17 protein-coding genes are annotated in these 17,718 nt (G+C 73.6%); 1 reads left to right on the plus strand and 16 read right to left on the minus strand.

What is annotated here, in order from left to right:
• Positions 1 to 8: 8 nt before the first annotated feature.
• From OP18_RS43580 to OP18_RS43630, 11 genes are read right to left on the minus strand one after another with little or no spacing between them, the layout of a single operon-like run.
• A complete protein-coding gene (locus OP18_RS43580; protein WP_245635738.1) occupies positions 9 to 596 on the minus strand; it encodes a flagellar hook capping FlgD N-terminal domain-containing protein in 588 nt (195 codons plus the stop codon).
• Entirely contained in the window at positions 491 to 2,821 is a 2,331-nt protein-coding gene (locus tag OP18_RS62170; RefSeq protein ID WP_033365205.1) for a flagellar hook-length control protein FliK, read from the minus strand. The genes OP18_RS43580 and OP18_RS62170 overlap by 106 nt, the downstream gene beginning before the upstream one ends.
• Positions 2,818 to 3,807, minus strand: coding sequence for a transglycosylase SLT domain-containing protein (locus OP18_RS62175; protein WP_033365206.1), 990 nt, complete (start codon positions 3,805 to 3,807; stop codon positions 2,818 to 2,820). The genes OP18_RS62170 and OP18_RS62175 overlap by 4 nt, the downstream gene beginning before the upstream one ends.
• The gene (locus tag OP18_RS43595) at positions 3,804 to 4,238 is read right to left on the minus strand and encodes a hypothetical protein (protein ID WP_033365207.1); all 435 of its coding nucleotides are present in this window, start codon (positions 4,236 to 4,238) and stop codon (positions 3,804 to 3,806) included. Before OP18_RS43595 ends, OP18_RS62175 begins: the two co-directional genes overlap by 4 nt.
• The gene (locus tag OP18_RS43600) at positions 4,238 to 5,545 is read right to left on the minus strand and encodes a FliI/YscN family ATPase (protein WP_033365208.1); all 1,308 of its coding nucleotides are present in this window, start codon (positions 5,543 to 5,545) and stop codon (positions 4,238 to 4,240) included. Before OP18_RS43600 ends, OP18_RS43595 begins: the two co-directional genes overlap by 1 nt.
• Positions 5,542 to 6,342 carry a FliH/SctL family protein gene (locus OP18_RS43605; RefSeq protein WP_156090194.1) on the minus strand — a complete coding sequence of 267 codons (801 nt, stop codon included), beginning with the start codon at positions 6,340 to 6,342 and terminating at the stop codon, positions 5,542 to 5,544. Before OP18_RS43605 ends, OP18_RS43600 begins: the two co-directional genes overlap by 4 nt.
• Positions 6,326 to 7,336, minus strand: coding sequence for a flagellar motor switch protein FliG (gene fliG, locus OP18_RS43610; protein WP_033365210.1), 1,011 nt, complete (start codon positions 7,334 to 7,336; stop codon positions 6,326 to 6,328). The genes OP18_RS43605 and fliG overlap by 17 nt, the downstream gene beginning before the upstream one ends.
• A 6-nt stretch (positions 7,337 to 7,342) precedes the next feature.
• Entirely contained in the window at positions 7,343 to 8,956 is a 1,614-nt protein-coding gene (gene fliF / locus OP18_RS43615) for a flagellar basal-body MS-ring/collar protein FliF (RefSeq protein WP_033365211.1), read from the minus strand.
• A complete protein-coding gene (fliE, locus tag OP18_RS43620; protein ID WP_033365212.1) occupies positions 8,956 to 9,264 on the minus strand; it encodes a flagellar hook-basal body complex protein FliE in 309 nt (102 codons plus the stop codon). Before fliE ends, fliF begins: the two co-directional genes overlap by 1 nt.
• A 2-nt stretch (positions 9,265 to 9,266) precedes the next feature.
• Positions 9,267 to 9,671: a flagellar basal body rod protein FlgC gene (locus OP18_RS43625; RefSeq protein WP_033365214.1), complete on the minus strand. Its 405-nt coding sequence runs from the start codon at positions 9,669 to 9,671 to the stop codon at positions 9,267 to 9,269.
• Positions 9,672 to 9,673: 2 nt separating this feature from the next.
• The gene (locus tag OP18_RS43630; protein ID WP_245635739.1) at positions 9,674 to 10,033 is read right to left on the minus strand and encodes a flagellar basal body rod protein FlgB; all 360 of its coding nucleotides are present in this window, start codon (positions 10,031 to 10,033) and stop codon (positions 9,674 to 9,676) included.
• Positions 10,034 to 10,231: 198 nt separating this feature from the next.
• On the opposite strand from OP18_RS43630, the gene OP18_RS43635 reads away from it, so the two are divergent.
• Positions 10,232 to 12,451, plus strand: coding sequence for an MMPL family transporter (locus OP18_RS43635; protein WP_033365215.1), 2,220 nt, complete (start codon positions 10,232 to 10,234; stop codon positions 12,449 to 12,451).
• A gap of 148 nt (positions 12,452 to 12,599) precedes the next feature.
• Here the strand turns inward: OP18_RS43635 and OP18_RS43640 are convergent, their stop codons facing one another.
• From OP18_RS43640 to OP18_RS43660, 5 genes are all read right to left on the minus strand, one after another.
• A complete protein-coding gene (locus OP18_RS43640) occupies positions 12,600 to 14,783 on the minus strand; it encodes a glycosyltransferase (RefSeq protein ID WP_081971611.1) in 2,184 nt (727 codons plus the stop codon).
• Between the two features lie 41 nt (positions 14,784 to 14,824).
• Entirely contained in the window at positions 14,825 to 15,205 is a 381-nt protein-coding gene (locus OP18_RS43645) for a hypothetical protein (protein ID WP_052388215.1), read from the minus strand.
• On the minus strand, positions 15,202 to 15,588 hold the full coding sequence (gene fliS / locus OP18_RS43650) for a flagellar export chaperone FliS (protein WP_033365217.1): 387 nt from the start codon (positions 15,586 to 15,588) through the stop codon (positions 15,202 to 15,204). The genes OP18_RS43645 and fliS overlap by 4 nt, the downstream gene beginning before the upstream one ends.
• Positions 15,589 to 15,617: 29 nt before the next feature.
• Positions 15,618 to 16,982: a flagellar filament capping protein FliD gene (gene fliD / locus OP18_RS43655; protein WP_033365218.1), complete on the minus strand. Its 1,365-nt coding sequence runs from the start codon at positions 16,980 to 16,982 to the stop codon at positions 15,618 to 15,620.
• 69 nt (positions 16,983 to 17,051) lie between these two features.
• Positions 17,052 to 17,718, minus strand: a 667-nt coding sequence (locus OP18_RS43660; RefSeq protein ID WP_033365219.1) for a flagellin, incomplete at its 5' end; no start/stop codon positions are given.

Raw genomic sequence — 17,718 nt, forward strand, 5'->3', positions numbered from 1 at the left:
GGGTCCTTTCAGGATGCCGGGTTGCGGACTTCCTTGACCGCACTGAGCGCGACATCCGTGTCGCCGACCCGCAGGGTGGGGGTGGTGCCGGAGAACGCCGCCGCGGTGACCACGCCGGTCTGCTCCTTGCCGTCGTCGCCGGTGTAGGCGACGGTCTTGCCGATCAGGTTGCTCGCGCCGAGCTGCAGCTGCGCGGTGAGCAGGTGCTGCTGCACGGTCGCCAGGTCGGTGAGCTTCTCGACCGTGGTGAACTGCGCCGTCTGCGCCAGGAACTCGGAGTTGTCCATCGGCTTCATCGGGTCCTGGTACTTCAACTGGGCCACGAGCAGCTTCAGGAACGCGTCCTTGCCCAGCTCACCGCCGGGCTTCGCGGGTGTTTGCGGCGTGTCGCCGGTCTTCGGGGCGTCGCTCGGCGCGCTCGTCTTCGGGACGTAGTCGCTGATCTTGCCGCTGACCGGCGCGGTCGGGGTGGTGATGGCTGGACCCCCTCCTAGATGCGCATGTCGACCAGCACCTCGAGGGTGTCCGGATCGCGCAGCGGTTCCGTCGCCCGTGCTTCGGGTGCCTGCTGTTGAGATCGACCCTGCGGCTGCCAACCTGAGAACTGTTGCGACTGGTTGCCCGGCCGGTGCGAGTCCTGGTGCGGGTCCTGCCGCAGGTCGAGCGTGCACTGGGCGAACCCGGCGTCGCGCAGGTCCTGCCGCAGGTCCGGCAGCGCCGCCTGCAACGCGGCCCGCGCCGCCTCGCTGCCGCCCGTCAGCTGCACCGCGATCGTGCCGTCGCGCACCTCCGCCACGATGCTCACCGGCCCGAGATCCCCGGGGCTGAGCTGGATGGTCATCCGGTGCACCCCGTCGGGCCCCCGCCGCAGCGGCGTCAGGGCCATCGCCACCTGCGTCGCCACGGGCGGCTGCGGCACGGCGGGCCCCGGGTCCGGCCCGTTCGGCGCCGCCACCGCGGACATGGTGTTGGTCGGCTGCTGCTGTACGGCCACCGCCGCCCCCTGCTCCGTCGCGTTCCCCGCCTCGACGCGTGCCGGGTGCCGCCCGGGGCCGTTCCCGTCGCCACGCGCCTGCGCGTCGCCGGTGAGCGCGTCCTGCGCCACCTGCGGCACGACGAACACCGGCCCGCCGGCGGCCGTCGGCCGGTCCCCGGCGGCCGTCGGTCCGCGGTCGCCGTCCCGGGCGCCGGCCGTGGGCACCGCCGGGACTGTGGTCTGCACGGCGACCTGCGCTCCGGCCGGTGCTCCTGGCTGCGCTGCTGGCTGGGCCGCCGTCTGGGCCGCGGCCTGCGCGGCGGCCGCGGACGGTGTGCCGGCGGCGGCCTGGACACCCGGCGCCGCCTGAGGCAGCGGCTGGGGGAGCGCCTGGGAACCGCCCATGATGTCGCGGGCGACGCCATCAGCGATGCCCTGCGCGTCGGCGATGTCGTGGGCGATCGTGCCGGCGACAGCCTGTGCTGTGAGCTGCCCGCCGGTCTGAGTGCCGGTCTGCCCACCGGCCTGGCTGATGACCTGAGCGCCGACCTGCCCACCGTCCTGGGTGCCGACGTGCCCGAAGCCCTGGGTGCCGACGTGCCCGCCGCCCTGAGCGCCACCCTGGCCGCTCACACCCACGGTGATTGTCGTTTCGGTGACCACAGCGGCGATCACGGGGGCGATGTCCGGGAGTCCCGGGCCGCCCGGGCGAGCGACCCCGGCGTGCGGCACGCCGGACGGCCCGCTGACCCCGGTGGCCCCGGTCGTGGCGGCGAGCGTGTCCTGGAGGGACCCGTCGGTCGCCACCGGCAGTGGGACGGCGTGCGCGGTGGGAAGGATGATGCCCGCCCGGCCGGGACCAGCCTGCCCCGCTTGACGTTCCTGCGCGCCGGGCGCGCCCTGACCGGCGGTCGGCGGCGCGGACGTCCAGGCCTCCGTGCCGCCGGTCGGGACAAGGCCGGGCACCGCGCCAGGCGGGAACGCGCCCGGCGCCGTGCTCTCCGCGGCCCGCGCCACGGCGGCCTGGTCGGTCGCGACGGTCAGCGCGCGGTCGGCCACGACCGGCCCCGTGATGCGAGGTGCGCCGGCCGTCCGGGGGTCGCCGGTCCAGGCGACGGACCGCGACGGTTGCCCGGCCGTGGCCGGTGTCCCGGCCCGGCCGCCGGAGCCGTCCACCATCGGGGGGAGCCCGGCCGGCGGTCCGAGGGCGGCCGCGGCGGTGGGTGTGGTCAGCGGCACCGCCCCGGCGGCATCGACGGGCACTGTCACCTCGGTGGCGCCGGACCTCGCCGCGGCCGCCCGGAGCATCGCCTCCAGAGCGCGCTGCCCAGCCGGCAGGGCGACCGGCGGTGCGGGCTCCGGGGCCGAGGTGCGCTCGCGGCGGTCCGCCTCGCCGCGCCGGACCACGGTCTCGCGGTGCTGGACGGGGTCGCGGTGCTGGACGGTCTCGCGGTGCTGGACGGGGTCGCGGTGCTGGACGGTCTCGCGGTGCCGGACGGTCTCGCGGCGCTGCTGGGCGGCGGTGGCGGCGGCGACCGGGTCGGGGTCGGCGGGGCGGGGGCGTTCGTCGCGGATCCGGCGGTCCCGCACCGGGAAGCGGCGCTCCCGCTCCGCCGCACGGTCCTGGTCGCGGTCCTGCGGCCGGTCGGCCCGGTGGTCGGCCCGGTGGTCGGCCCGGTGGTCGCCCCGGTGGTCGTGGGCGGCCCGGGTCGCCGGCGCGGTGCGGTCGCGGGTCGCGGCGGCCAGGGCGGCGGCGAAGGCGTCGGACGGCCCGGTGGCGGCGTCGGTGGGGTCCGCGGCGCGGGCGGGGCCCGCCGGGCCGAGCGGGCCGAGTGGCGCGGTCATGCGAACCCTCTTCCGGCGAGCTGCTCCATCGCGGCCTTGACCTTCGGCACGTACGCCTGGGTCTGCGCGAACGGTGGGATGCCGCCGTAGCGGCTGACGGCGCCGCCGCCGGCGTTATACGCGGCGAGGGCCAGCTCGACCGAGCCGAAGCGGTCGAGGTTCGCCGACAGCATCCGCGCGGCGCCGTCGACGGCCTGGGCCGGGTCGAGGGCGTTGACGCCGAGGCCCCGCGCGGTCGCCGGCATCAGCTGCATGAGCCCCTGCGCGCCGGCGCCGCTGACGGCCGCCGGGTTGTATCCGGACTCGACCTTCGCGACCGCGGCGAGCAGGGCGGCCGGCAGGCCGTACTTCGCGCCGGCCTGCTGGAACAGCTCGGCGTACGGCACGCCGTTGAGCGCCGCGGGCCGCAGCGCCGCCGCCGCGACCATCGACCCGCCACCCACCGGCGCCACCGCCGGCGCACCCGCCGACAGCGCACCTCCGGAAAGGGTGTCGGACCAGGCGGCAGGCACGATCCGGCGGATGGCGGTCGGCGTCTCGTACACCTGCTGCGACTTCACGACGTCCCCGGCGTGCGGCGCGGCGATCATGCGGCCGTCGCCGGCGTAGATGGCCACGTGGTCGACCGGGTCGCCGAAGGCCAGCAGGTCACCGGGGCGCGCATGGGCCAGGTCGGGCACCGCGGTGCCCTGCCGGGCCTGGTCCTTCGCGACGCGGGGCAGCTTCACCCCCAGGTCGGCGTAGACCCGCTGGACCAGGCCCGAGCAGTCCAGACCGCTTTCGGGGGTGCTGCCGCCGAAGACGTACGGCGTGCCCAGGTACCGTTTCGCCGCCTCGACGACGGCCGTGCCGGTCGCCGGACCGCCCGCGACCGTGGACCGCAGGGCCGCCGCGAACGCGTCACCACCGCCGGTCGCCGCGGCCGCGGGGAGCCCGAACCGGGAGCGGATCTGCGCCACGCGCGCCTGCGCCTCGTACACCGTCATGGCTGGTCCTTGCGGTTGTGGGCGGCGGCGGTGGTCAGGTCGTCGACCGCCTTGGCCTCGGCCGCGGCCACCGTCTGCTTGCGGGTCAGGTCGTGACGCTCCTGCAGCTTCTCGATGGTGCGCCGCTGCACGGCCGCGCCGGTGAGGTCGTCGAGCCGGTCCTGGACGGTCTCGTCGGCGAGGGCGGCCGCGCCGATCGCCGCGGACAGCGCGCCCGCGACCGCCTGCCGGGCCATGAGGGTGGCGGCGAACGCCGCCGAGGTCGCCGCGTCCGGGGGCCGGCGCCGGTCGAGGTCGCGTTCGCGGGCCTGGACCGCGCCGTGCGCCGCGGCGGCGTCGGCGCGGGCCCGCACGACGGCCGCCTTCGCCGCGTCCTCCTGGGCCTTGCGCGCCCGCAGGACCGCGCCGAGCCGGAACCCGTTCTTCGCCATCAGGACCTCACCAGCGCTTCCAGCATCGACCACGCCAGCGGCGCCGGGGTGGTGTCGTCCATGTCCTGCCGCAGGAAGTCGTTGATCTGCGGCCACAGCGCCCGGGCCCGGTCGGCGTCGGGGTTGGTGCCGCTGACGTACGCGCCGATCTCGACCAGCTCGCGCACGTCGCGGTGCGCGGCCAGCATCCGGCGCAGGGCGGTCGCGTCGGCGCGCTGCTCGCGGGTGGTGACCGCGTTGGCGACCCGGGACACCGACTCCAGCACGTCGATGCTGGGGAAGTGCCCGGACGTGGCGAGCCGCCGGTCGAGCGTGATGTGCCCGTCGAGGATGGAGCGGGCGGTGTCGGCGATCGGCTCGTTGTGGTCGTCGCCTTCGACGAGGACCGTGTACAGGCCGGTGATCGAGCCGACGGGTGCCGGGCCGGCCCGCTCCAGCAGGCGCGGCAGCAGCGCGAAGACGCTCGGCGGGTAGCCGCGGGTCGCGGGCGGCTCGCCGGCGGACAGGCCGACCTCGCGCTGCGCCATCGCGGTGCGGGTGAGGCTGTCCATCAGCAGCAGCACGTCCCGGCCGCCGTCGCGGAAGTACTCGGCGATCCGGGTCGCGACGAACCCGGCCCGCAGCCGCACCAGCGGCGGCTGGTCGGAGGTCGCGATCACGACGACGGACCGGGCCAGGCCCTCGGGCCCGAGGTCGTTCTCGATGAACTCGCGCACCTCGCGGCCGCGCTCGCCGACCAGCCCGATCACGGAGATCTCGGCGTCGGTACCCCGGGTGATCATCGACATCAGGCTGCTCTTGCCGACGCCCGATCCGGCGAAGATGCCGATGCGCTGCCCCCGGCCGCACGGCACGAGGGTGTCCAGCGCGCGCACCCCGAGCGACAGCGGCTCCTGGACGCGGCCGCGGGCGAGGGCGTCGGGGGCGTCGTGCTCGACGCTCACCAGCTCCAGGCCGGTGAGCGCCGGGCCGCCGTCCATGGGACGGCCGAGGCCGTCGAGGATGCGCCCGCGCAGCTGCGGGCCGACGGCGATCAGCAGCGGCGCGCCGGTCCCGCGCACCGGGCTGCCGGTGCCGATCCCGGTCAGCGGGCCCAGCGGCAGGCACGCGAGCCGGTCGCCCTCGATGGAGACGACCTCGGCGGGCACGGCGGCGCCGGCCGGCCCGATCTCGACGAGGTCGCCGACGCGCCCGTCGACGCCGGCGACGGTGACCGACAGGCCGATGATGGAGGTGACCCGGCCGGTGACGCGGGGGCCGGCGGCCCGGCGGGCGGCGGCGATGCGCTGCTGCAGCGACGACGTCACTGTTCGAGCACCTCCCGCACCCGGTCCAGGGCCGGCCCGAGCCGGGCGTCGACCGTCGTGGCGTCGCACAGCGCGAGGGCGTCACCCGGGGCGAGGCCGGGGTCGTCCACGAGGGACACCGTGCGGCCGTCCATGACCAGTTCCGTCTGTCCTATCGTCAGCCGGTCGGCCGGGTTGAGCCGGACGGTCACCGGACTTCCCGCCGGCGCCAGCGCGAGGGCCCTGGTGAGGGCCTCCCGGCCCGGTTCGGTCGCGGTGCGCAGCTCCCGGCCGAGGACCGCCTCGGCGATCGCGAACGCGGTCGCGACGATCTGGTCCTCGATGTCGTGCGCGGCCGGCACGACCCGCCGCTCCAGGTCGGCCACGGCGGCGTCGACCGCGTGCAGCGCGCGGGCGACCCGCTGCCGCTGCGCCTCGGCGGCCGCGGCGGCCTCGGCGGCGACCCGGGCGGCCTCCGCTTCGGCGCCGGCCCGCGCCTCCCGCATGCCCTGCGCCCAGCCGGCGGCGTACCCGGCGGCCTCCGCCTCGGCCCGGACCTGCGCGACGAGCTCCGGCGGGTACGCCTCGCGCTCCCGTAGGTCGACGTCGAAGCGGGCCGGTGGGGCGGCCTCCGCGCGGTCGTCGGTGAGGACGCTCTCGCCGTACCGGAGGGTGGTCGGCACGTCCGGTGGCGGGAACGCCCGGGTCGCCGGGGTCGGCGGCGGCGGGGGCGGCGGCGGGAACGCCGGCCGGGGTGGGCCCGGCCGCTTCTTCGGCGGCGGCGGGAACGCGAGCGGGTAGTCAGCCGACGAACTCATCGTCGTCCCCTCGGCGGATGGTGATCTGGCCCGACTCCTCGAGGGTCCGGATCGCCTGGACGATCTTCGCCTGGGACTCCTCGACCGTGCGCAGGCGGACCGGGCCGAGCATCTCGATCTCGTCGGCGAGGTTCTCCGCGGCGCGCTCCGAGAGGTTCTTCATCACCTTCTGGCGGACCTCCTCGCGGACGCCCTTGAGCGCGGTGGCCAGGTCGTTGGTCTCGACCTGGCGCAGGACCAGCTGGATGGAGCGGTCGTCGAGGGACACGATGTCCTCGAACATGAACATCTTCGAGCGGATCTCCTCCGCCAGCTCCGGGTTGCGCCCGGCGAGCCCTTCCAGGATCAGCCGTTCCGTTGCCCGGTCGGTCCGGTTGATGATCTCGACCAGCGGCTCGAGCCCGCCGACCGCGGACAGGTCGCTGGGCTGCAGCACCGACGACATCTTGCGTTCCAGGGTCGCCTCGACCTTGCGGATGATCTCCGGCGAGGTGCGGTCCATGACGGCGATCCGGTGCGCGACGTCCGCCTGCAGCTCCGGGGCGAGCCCACCGAGGATCTGCGACGCCTGCGTGGCCGTCATGTGCGCGAGGACCAGCGCGATCGTCTGCGGGTGCTCGTCCTGCAGGAACGACAGCAGCTGCCGCGGGTCGGCCTGGCCGAGGAAGCCGAACGGCACGTCCATGAAGACCGTGTTGAGCCGGCCGACGATCTCCCCGGCCCGCTCCCGGCCGAGCGACGCCTCCAGCAGGTCCCGGGCGAAGTCGAGGCCGCCCTGACCGACGTACCGGTGCCCGGTCGCCATGTCGTGGAACTCCTCGAGCACCACGTCGGCCACGTCGCCCTCGACCTGCCCGAGACGCATGATCTCGGCGGTGAGCTCCTCGACCTCCGCCTCGCGCAGGTGCGACATGATCTTCGCCGCGTCCTCCTTGCCCATCTGTACGAGCAGGATCGCGGCCTTGCGCAGCCCGGACAGCTCACCGGTGGTCACGGCGGCTCATCCGCGGCGGTCGGCGAGCCAGCCGCGCAGCAGCTGGGCCACCTCGTCGGGCTGCTTCTCGACCATCTGGGTGATGTCACGGAACCGGCCGTCGCGGTCGAACTCCTCGCCGGGGCCGCCGGCGCCTTCGAGGGCGTGGGCGCCGCCGATGCCGCCGTGGCCCTCCAGCGCCAGCTTGGCGCGGGCCGCCTCGATCGCCGCCTGCATCTCCTCCAGCGCCGCGTTCTGCTGCTCGCTGAGCTTGGCCTTCTCGGCCTTGCGCCGGCGGCGGCCGGAGATCGCCGCGATGATCAGCAGGACCAGCAGGGCCAGGATGATGAGGCCCATCTGGATGTACTTCTGCTGCAGCCGGCCCTGCTCCGCCTTCGCCGCCTCGCCGGCCGCCTGCTGCTCCGCCTCGGACCTGCTGGTGTCGAACGCCATCGAGCTGACCGCGATCTGGTCGCCGCGGGTCGCGTCGAGGCCGACGGCGGAGGAGACCAGCTGCTGCAGCTGTGCCTCGTCGATCTTCGCCGCGGAGCTGTCGACGATGACGGCGACGGCGAGCTTCTTCACCGCGCCGGGCGCGGACTTCTTCGTCTCGGTGACCATGCCGACGGCGTTGTTGCGGGTCTCGGTGGACTGCTGGTACGTGCCGTCACCGCCGGCGCCGGTGCCGTTGGGCACCTGGATGTTGTCGGGGCCGAGGACGCCGCCGACCGGGGTGCCGTTGCCGCCGGTGTACTGCTCGGAGGTCTTCGACTCCGACAGCGGCGGCACGGCCGGGTCCGCGACGTACGTCTGCGTCTTGGTCTCGGTGGCGTTGAGGTCGAGGTCGGCGGTCACCTGCACGACGGAGTGCCCCGGGCCGACGACCGTGTCGAGCATGCGCTGCAGGGCGGAGTTGAGGCGCTGCTCGTACGCCGAGGTCTTGCCCGCCGGCCCGTCGGGGGACGTGTCGTCGTCGCCGGAGCTGGACAGCACCTTGCCGTTGGCGCCGACGACGGTGACCGCGCCGGGCTCCAGCCCTTCGACGCTGGAGGAGACCAGGTGCACGATCGAGGTGACGGCGCCGCCGGGCAGGGGCTTGGTGCCGGTGTCGACGAGCACCGACGCGGTCGGCGCGAGCTGGTCGTCGGTGAAGACGTCCTTCTGCGGGATCGCCAGGTGCACGGTGGCCTTGTTGACCCCGTTGATCGCCTCGATGGTCTTGCCGAGCTCACCCTCCAGCGCGCGCCGGTACGTGACCTGCTGCATGAACTCGCTGGTCATGATGCCCTGCTTGTCCAGCAGCGCGTACCCCGCGTCGCCGGAGGCGGGCAGCCCGGCGCCGCTCATCGAGATGCGCAGGTTGTACACCTGGTCGCTGGGCACGTTGATGGTGCTGCCGCCGTCGGACAGGGTGTACGTGACGCCCTCGGCGTTGAGCCGGTCGACGATCGCGCTGGCGTCGCTGGCCGCGAGGTTCGAGAACAGCGGCGCCATGGTCGGCTTGCCGGCCCACGTCGCGAAGAAGTAGCCGCCGATCGCCAGGGCCAGCACGGCGACGATGGTGACGGCGCGCTGCCCCGGGGTGAACGACTGCCAGCCGTCCCTGCCCCGCCGCAGCAGGGCGGTGAGCCGGTCGCGCATCAGGCCTGCATCCTCATGATCTCGTTGAAGGCGTCGAGGGCCTTGTTCCGCACGGCGACGGTGAGACTGGTCGCGAGGCTCGCCTCGGTCGCGGCGATCATGTAGTCGTGCACGTCGGTGAGGCGGCCGGTGGCGGCCTGCACGGCGAGCTCGTCGGCGGTGTGCTGGACCTGCTCGAGGTGCTGCAGGCCCTGCGCGACCATGGCGCCGAAGTCGGCGCCCGAGGTCGAGGGCCCGCTCTGGTCGGACGCGCTGACCGGGGACAGCGCCGGAAGGGCGCTGACGGCGGGGATGGCGGAAATGGTCATGATCAGCCCTTCCCGATCTGGATCGCGGCCTGGTACGCGTCCTTGGCCCGGTCGACCACGGTGAGGTTCGCCTGGTAGCCGCGCTGCGCCATGATCATCTGGGTCATCTGCGAGCCGAGGTCGATGTCGGGGTACTTCACGTACCCCTCCCGGTCCGCCAGGGGGTTCTCCGGCTCGTACACCAGGCGGCCCTTGGCGTCGCCGAGCGCGGTGCCGGCGACGACCACGCCACCCTCGCCGGTGCCGTAGTCGACCGCGCGGGCCTGCACGTACCGGGCGCGGAACACCTGCCCCGAGGTCGGCACGGCGTCGTTCATGTTCGCGACGTTGTCGGCGATCGCGTCGAGCCACTTGCGGTAGACGGTCGCACCCGTGCCGGCGATGCCGATCGCGCCGAAGATGGTCATGGTCAGCCCCTGATCGCCGTGCGCAGCAGCACGAACTTGTCGTCCACGGCGCGCAGCATCGTCTGGTACCGCAGGCCGGTGTCGACGTTGGAGAGCACCTCGTGGTCGAGGTTGACGTTGTTGCCGTCCTCGCGGGTCGGCTCCAGCGACCGGGCCACGGCGATCGTCGCGTCCTGCGGCGTGCCCGCCTCGACCGCGGTGCGCAGCGAGTCCTCGAACGACACCCGCCCGGCGAGGAACCCGGGCGTCTCGATGTTGGCGATGTTGTCGGCGATGACGCGTTGCCGCTTCGCCAGCCCGGTCAGGGCACTGTGCAGGGTGACGGACGTGACGTCTTCGAACACGGGGAGGCTCCCGTCCACCGGAAAACGGTGCTGCTCGCGGTGTGTCGCCGGTCCGTGGCTACGGTGATGAGCGATCCTTGCTCGTTAGAGGTATCGGCGCCGCTCACCGGGGCTTGAGGGTTTCGGTCTCGGGGAAAACCCCCACGGCCCGGATCCGGGTCCGGGCGGGGTGCAGCCCGGATGTTTCCGGCGCCGCCGATCCATAGCGTCTCTCACGTGGAGAAGAGACCGGTTACCGTACGGGTGGCGCGCTGGAGCGCGGAACACCCTTGGCGCGCAATCGCACTGTGGGTCGTGTTCGTCGCTGTCTGCTTCATCGGTGGCAACATGGCGGGGACCGTCGAGGCGAGCAACTCCGACCAGGCCATCGGCGAGTCCGGCCGGGCCGACGTCATCGTCCACGACGGCAAGTTCGACAACCCGGCGACCGAGAGCGTGCTCATCACCCCGCTCACCGGCGCCCTGGACCGCGGCGCCGCCGACAGGGCCGCCGCCGACGTGACCACCGCGATGAAGGCGCTGCCCGAGGTCGCCTCCGTGAGCGACCCGCTGCCCTCCCACGACGGCGGCGCCCTGCTGGTCCGGGTCACCATGAGCGGCGATCCCGAGACCGCCCAGGACCGCGTCGGCAAGCTGCGCGACGCCACCGCCGGCGTGCAGCGGGCCCACCCCGAGCTGCGGGTCGAGGAGACCGGCGGCGAGTCCATCGGCCAGGCCATGGACGACACCCTCGGCAAGGACTTCCAGCGGGCCGAGTTCCTCAGCCTGCCGGTGACGTTCGCGATCCTCATCGTCGCGTTCGGCGCGCTCATCGCCGCCGGCGTGCCGGTGCTGCTGGCGCTGTCGTCGGTCGCGGCCGCGCTCGGCCTGTCGACGCTCGCCTCGCACCTGGTGCCGTCGACCGACACCACCGCCAGCGTCATCCTGCTCATCGGCATGGCCGTCGGCGTCGACTACTCGCTGTTCTACCTGCGCCGGGAGCGCGAGGAACGGGCGAAGGGCCGCCAGCACCTGGACGCGGTCGAGATCGCCGCGGAGACCTCCGGGCACGCCGTGGTCGTCTCCGGTGTCGCCGTGACGATCGCCATGGCCGGGCTCTTCCTCGCCGGTGACGTCGTCTTCTCGTCGCTCGCCGTCGGCTCCATCCTGGTCGTGCTGGTCTCCGTGATCGGCTCGCTGACCGTCCTGCCGGCGCTGCTGTCGAAGCTGGGCCGCTGGATCGACCGGCCCCGCGTGCCGCTGCTGTGGCGCCTCACCCGCCCCCGTGGCGCGGCCGAGGGCCAGTCCCGGTTCTGGAGCTTCATCCTGCGGCCCGCCCTGCGCCGCCCGGCGGCCACCCTCGCCGTGTCGGTCCTGGCGCTGCTGGCCCTCGCGGCCCCGGCGCTGACCATGCGGCTGAGCTTCCCCGGCATGGAGGACCTGCCGCGCACCACGCCGGCGATGCAGGCGTACGACCGGCTGGTCAAGGCGTACCCGAGCACCGGCACCGTGCACACCGTCGCGGTCCGCGTCCCGGCCGGCCAGCTCGACGCCACGAAGGCCGCGCTGACCGAGCTGGCGAAGACCGCGGCCGCCGACCCGCTGTTCGCGCCGCTGGACGAGGCCCCCGACATCGAGGTCTCCGCCGACGGCAAGGTCGCCGTGCTCGACGTGGCCACCCCGTTCGCCGGCCGCTCCGAGGAGGCCAAGGAGTCCCTGACCCGGCTGCGTGAGGTCATGGTCCCGCAGACCGTCGGCAAGGTGCCGGGCGTGGTGGCGGGGCACGACGCGGCCGTCGGCGGGTTCGTCGGCGCCGACGTCGACTACGCCGGGCACGTCAAGGAGAAGCTGCCGCTCGTCATGGGGTTCGTGCTGGTGCTGACGTTCCTGGTCATGGCGTTCACGTTCCGCTCGGTGATCGTCGCGGTCACCTCCATCGGCCTGAACATGCTGTCCGCCGGCGCCTCCTACGGCCTGGTCGTGCTGATCTTCCAGGGCACCTGGGCGGAGGGCATCCTGGGCTTCAAGTCGATGGACGCGGTCGTGTCCTGGCTGCCGCTGTTCCTCTTCGTGGTGCTGTTCGGCCTGTCGATGGACTACCACGTGTTCGTCGTCAGCCGCATCCGCGAGGCGGTCCGGCAGGGCATGTCGACCCGCGACGCGGTGGCGCACGGCATCACCGGCTCCGCCGGCGTGGTCACCAGCGCGGCGATCGTGATGGTGGCGGTGTTCTCCATCTTCGCCACGCTGAGCACCGTGGACATGAAGCAGCTCGGCGTCGGCCTGGCCGCGGCGATCCTGCTCGACGCGACCATCATCCGGGCGGTGGTGCTGCCGTCGCTGATGACGCTGCTGGGCAACGCGAACTGGTGGGCGCCGCGCTTCATGCGCCGCCGCGAGGTGCCGCCGGCACCGGCGCCCGTGGTCGAGGGGGAGCTGGTCGGCGCCGGGCGCTGAACCAGCTGCTGGGGGAGAGGCCGGCCGGCACCGGGCAACCGGTGCCGGCCGGCCGCGCCGTTGCCGTTACGCGCCGGCCGGCCGCGCCGTTGCCGTTACGCGCCGGCCGGCCGCGCCGTTGTCGGGGCGCCGGCCGGCCGTGCTGCTGTCAGGCGTCGGCCAGCTCGATCGAGTCCGACACCCGCGGTGCCAGGATGCGCATCTCCTCCAGCACGGGCGCGCTCTGCTCGTCCGGCACCGCGGCCAGCGCCTCGCCCAGCAGCGGCAGCGCCGCCTCGTCGTGGAACATCTCCAGGGCGATCGCCGCCGCCAGGGTCCGCTCCCGCGGCGTGCGCCGGGCGTCGCCGGACAGCGCGAGCAGCGTGCAGCGCTCGGGGAAGCCGTGCTGGCGCAGCCGGGCCGACCACTCCATCGCGCGGATGAGCGGGACCAGCCGGCCGACCCGCGCGGCCACGGTCAGCACCGTCGGCTCCCCCGGGTACCGCCGCCACAGCGCCTCGAGCAGCTCGTCGGCAGCCTCCGGCGGGGCCTCGGCGATGCCGAACAGCAGCCCACGCACCCCCGAGCGGGGCAGCAGCTCGGCGACCTCGGCCAGGCTGCCGCCGGCGGCGCCGAGGATCTGCGCCATCCGGGCCACCGGCACGGGCACCTGCCCCTTGCGCAGGGTCTCGCGCAGGTGAAAAGCGGCCTCCGTGTGCCGGTCGAGCCGGCTCAGCGCGTCGATGCGCAGGCCCGCGAAGCGGTCCCGGCCGACGCCGTACAGCAGGTCGTTGACGCCGGACTCGGGCAGCTCGTCGATGATCTCCAGGGCCCGCTCGTAGTCGCCCTCGACGAACCGGAGCTTGACCTCGTGCTCGCCGACCGTGGCCGGGTTCGTGGCGATCGCGCGCAGGTCCTCGATCACCCCGGCCGCCTCGGGAATGCGGCCCAGGGCGAGGTACGCGTCGGCGAGGATCTTCAGGAACAGCACCCGGTGGCTGCGCTCCTTCGCCTCGGCCAGGCCGCGCCGGGAGGTGGCGATCGCCTCCTCGACGTGGCCGGAGCTGATCTGGGAGCGGGCCAGGTTGCCCACGGCGGTCATGCCGTTCACGTCGTCCACGGCGAGCTGCGCCAGGCGCAGGTTGCGTTCGGTCTTGCTCTTCACGACCCGGCGCAGCCGCGTGTAGCCGGAGTGGTCGAGCACCAGCTCGGGCAGGTGCGGGCCCATGAAGCCCTGCCCGGTGATGCGGTCGAGGACCTGTTCGTGCAGCCGGCCGTACAGCCGCGCCTGGGCCCGCCGGAACAGCCGGGGGTAGTAGATGGCGCTGGAGCCGCCGCCGCCCTCGTGACCCTCCCGGTTCTCGATCAGCGCGAGGAACGCCCTGCCGTCGGCGCGTTCGACCGCCTCCCGGACCGTGCGGCGGTCGCCGGTGAACACCTCGTCCGCGTCGATCCACAGCACCCAGCGGCCGCGGCAGTGCTCCAGCGAGCGGTTGCGGGCGTCGCCGAAGTGGTCGTTCCAGAAGCCCTCCACGACGCGGGCGCCGTGGGCGCGGGCGATCGCCACCGTGTCGTCGGTGGAGCCGGTGTCGTAGACGACGATCTCGTCCACCAGGTCGCGGATCGCGTCCAGGGACGGGCCCAGCACGTCGGCCTCGTCCTTGACGATGAGCGAGGCGCTGAGCAGCGGGGCGTCCGGCGCGTCGGCGAGGTCGGTGCGCAGCCCACAGGCGGGCGAGGCCACGTGCGCGACGAGCGCGGCGTGCGCGATGGTGATGCGGCCCTGCGCGGCGAGCGCGTCCCAGGGCAGGTCCGTGGTGGGTCCTCCGGCGATCGCGAGGGCGTCGCGCCGGATCGCCACGCACACCGGCCCGAGCCGGTCGACGTCGGTGAACTCGTCGCGGTGCTCCTGGCGCCACTGCCGGGCGTGGGTCTTGAACGCCGCCGGGCTCGTCATCGCCTCGTCCGGCAGCTGTACCTGCTGCGGGCCGAACGTGTGCTGGCAGCTGGGGCCGGTGGCGACGACGGCCGGGTCGTGGAACGGCTCCAGCACCGGGTCCAGCCAGTGCGCCGACAGGATCACGTCGCCGTCGACCAGGACGACGACCGGGTGGCGGGTGGCGTCGACCCCGGCGGTCCAGCGCTCGGCGACGCCGGACCCGGCGGCCGGCTCCAGCACCCGCAGCCAGGTCTCGCCGCGCAGCTCGGCGCGTAGGTCGGGGCGGTCCGGTGGCAGCACGCACACGACCTCGTCGCGCACGCCGAGGGTCGGGCGCAGCGACTGCAGGCAGGCGTGGAAGTCGTCGGGGGTGCCCCCGGCGGCGACGATCACGGACACCGGGATATGGGTCATGCCGGCACCATCGGCATTTTCGGGCGCAATCCCAGTGCTTTTCAGGTGCGGTTGTCGACGAAGACGGGCACCGTGTCGGCCGCCTCGCGGTGCAGCCGGCTCACCAGCCGTGCCTGCTGGCGGTTGCCCGCCATCGCGATCGTCAGCTCCCGGGACAGGTCCAGCTGCCGCTGCACGAGCCGGCGGGCCCGGTCCGCGAGCGCCAGCGGCAGCGGCCCGAGCCCTTCCGGCGGCGTGAACGTCGCCGGCGTCAGCGGCGTGGTCTCCAGCACGTCGCGGTGCCGCAGCAGCTGCTCGACCTGGTCGGCCTCGAGCTCCAGCGCGTCGAGGGCGGCGACCCAGGCGTCGTGCCAGCCCTCGTCCCGGCCCTCGTCCAGGCCCTTGCCCCGGCCCTTGTCCGGTCCCGGGTCCGGGGAGGTCACGGCCCGGCCCCGATGACCTGCGCGGCCGCCTCCCGCCACGCGTCGCGCAACTGCTCGGCGAAGCTCTGCACGGACTCGACCTTGGCGCGGTCGCCGGTCACGTTCGCCTGGACCAGCTCGGTGATGAGGAAGCTGTACAGCGCCGCGAGGCCGGGCCCGCCGCTCCACGCGGACGTGTCGAGGGTCGCCCGCAGCTCCATGATGATCTCCTGGGCGTGCTGGATGCGCCCCGACGCGGTCAGCCGGTCGCCCTGTTCGAGGGACTGGCCGGCGATCATCAGGTCGAGCACGAGCCGGTCGTACAGCATCACGAGCAGCCGGGAAGGGGGCGCGGTCGCGACGCTGTCACTGACGTAGCGGTTGCGCAGGGCTTGAGTGGTCATGCGATCTCCAGGCTGAGGGGGGAGTCGGCCTAGCCGAGCGAGGCGAGCTGGCCCGACAACCAGTTGCCCTGGTTCTTGAGCTTGCCCAGCGCGGTCTCCATCGCGCCGAACTGTTTCTGCAGCGTCGCCTGCCGGGCCTGCAACCGCACGTCCCAGTCGTCGACGCGGTGGTTGAGCTCGGTGATGGCGTCGTTGCCGCTGATGATCAGGCGGGACAGCGTGCCGGTGTTGGTCTGCGTCGCCTTGTCCGCCACGGCGGTCATCCGGTCGGCGAGGCCGTTCTTCAGGGTGACGTCGGACTGGGCGGCGTCGATGAACAGCGCCTGGGTCTTGTCCGGGTCGGCGGTGAGCGCCGCGGTGAACTTCGTCTTGTCGAACGTCAGCCGGCCGTCGCGGGTCAGCTCGATGCCGATGTCCTTGAAGCTGCCGTTGGTGCCGGTACCGCCGGAGACGGTGTTCAGCACGCGGGTGGCGACCTGCGACATGATGCTGTTGCCGGCGAGGGGCCCGCCGGGGACCGCGCCGCTCTTGTTCTTGGTCTGCGTGGCGATCTCCGACAGCGCCGCGTTCGCCGCGTCGACCATCGCCTGCACCTTGGTGGCGACGCCCTCGGTGTCCCGGGCGACGGTGACCGTCACCGGCGGGTCGGTGGGCGCCTGTTCCTTCACCGCGGTCACGCTCAGGCCGCCCATCAGGTCCTTGAACGTGTTCGACGACGACGTCACCTTGAGCGGGGTCGTCGCGTCGCCGATGGTCAGCTCCGCGTCGGAGCCCTCGGTGACCGGGGTGACGGCGCCGAGCCCGCTGAACGGCGAGCCGCCCAGGTCGAACTTCGACTGCAGGCCGAGCGACGTCGAGGTGATCTGCATCGTGTACTTGCCGGGGGAGACCTGGAACGCGGTGGCCTTCACGCCGAGGTCCGGGGTCTTGTTGATCGCGTCGACGACGCCCTGCAGCGACGTGTCGGTGACGTTGACCGTCTTCGGGCCGTCGGCGAAGTTGATCTGGAACGACGAGCCGCCCATGATGTTGTCCGTCACCGCGGTGACCGGCGTGTCGAACACGATGGAGTGCGCCGTCGCCAGGTGGTTGACGCGGAAGGTGAGCGAGCCGCTCTGCGTGCTGCTCGACGCGGTCGTCGAGGCCGTGGCGGCGTCGGAGCTCGACGTGGCGACGCCGCCCTTCCAGGCGGTGGGGTCGCCGATCGCCTTGGCCGCCGTGAGCAGCGCCTGCATCTTCGTGTTGATGCCCTGGTACGCGCCGACGACCTTCTGCTGCGTGGCGACCTTGGACTTGAGCGCGGTCTGCGGCGCGGCCTCGACCTGCATCAGGCTGCTGATGACGGCCGAGGTGCTCATGCCTGAGATGAGGCCGTCGACGCTTCCGGTTGCCATGCTGGTACCTCCGTGGGACAAAGCGTGCGGGGAGGAAACCTGGGTCCCCTCCCCGCCCTACGAGCGCCGTCAGCGCAGCAGCGACAGCACGTTCTGCGGTGCCTGGTTGGCCTGGGCCAGCATGCTGGTGCCGGCCTGGGTGAGGATCTGTGAGCGGGTGAAGGAGACCATCTCCTGCGCCATGTCCGTGTCGCGGATGCGTGACTCGGACGCGGACAGGTTCTCCACCGCGACGTTGAGGTTGTTGATGGTGTGTTCGAAGCGGTTCTGGTACGCACCGAGCGTGGCCCGGGCGGTCGAGACCCCCTTGATCGCGTCGTCGATCGCGGTGATCGCCAGCGACGCGCCGGTCACCAGGTCCAGCGCGGCCACCCCGAGCCCGGTCGAGTCGAAGCCGGTCACGGCGGTGACGCCGCCGAACGCGGCGGTGCCGAGGCTGACCGTGATCTGGTCCGCGCTCGCGGTGTTGGCGCCGACCTGGAAGGTGCCGACGTAGGACGTCGTCGGGTCGAGCAGCTTCTGCCCGCCGAACGCGGTGGTGGTGGCGATGCGGTCCAGCTCCTGGTTCAGCTGCGCGAACTCGGTCTGCGCGGCGGTACGCGCGTCGGAGTCCTGGGAACCCGTGGACGAGGCCTGGACGGACAGGTCGCGCATGCGCTGCAGGATGGAGTGCGTCTCGGTGAGCGCGCCTTCAGCGGTCTGCACGACCGAGATGCCGTCCTGCGCGTTGCGCACG

It is taken from the genome of Dactylosporangium aurantiacum, from assembly GCF_000716715.1.
Taxonomy (GTDB): domain Bacteria; phylum Actinomycetota; class Actinomycetes; order Mycobacteriales; family Micromonosporaceae; genus Dactylosporangium; species Dactylosporangium aurantiacum.

Bases quoted from the DNA above. Each gene is read 5' to 3' on its own strand.
- OP18_RS62170 (WP_033365205.1), bottom strand. From the start codon at position 2,821: ATGACCGCGCCACTCGGCCCGCTCGGCCCGGCGGGCCCCGCCCGCGCC.
- OP18_RS43595 (WP_033365207.1), bottom strand. From the start codon at position 4,238: ATGGCGAAGAACGGGTTCCGGCTCGGCGCGGTCCTGCGGGCGCGCAAG.
- fliE (WP_033365212.1), bottom strand. From the start codon at position 9,264: ATGACCATTTCCGCCATCCCCGCCGTCAGCGCCCTTCCGGCGCTGTCC.
- OP18_RS62175 (WP_033365206.1), bottom strand. From the start codon at position 3,807: ATGACGGTGTACGAGGCGCAGGCGCGCGTGGCGCAGATCCGCTCCCGG.
- fliS (WP_033365217.1), bottom strand. From the start codon at position 15,588: ATGACCACTCAAGCCCTGCGCAACCGCTACGTCAGTGACAGCGTCGCG.
- OP18_RS43625 (WP_033365214.1), bottom strand. From the start codon at position 9,671: ATGACCATCTTCGGCGCGATCGGCATCGCCGGCACGGGTGCGACCGTC.
- OP18_RS43640 (WP_081971611.1), bottom strand. From the start codon at position 14,783: ATGACCCATATCCCGGTGTCCGTGATCGTCGCCGCCGGGGGCACCCCC.
- fliD (WP_033365218.1), bottom strand. From the start codon at position 16,982: ATGGCAACCGGAAGCGTCGACGGCCTCATCTCAGGCATGAGCACCTCG.
- fliF (WP_033365211.1), bottom strand. From the start codon at position 8,956: ATGCGCGACCGGCTCACCGCCCTGCTGCGGCGGGGCAGGGACGGCTGG.
- OP18_RS43605 (WP_156090194.1), bottom strand. From the start codon at position 6,342: ATGAGTTCGTCGGCTGACTACCCGCTCGCGTTCCCGCCGCCGCCGAAG.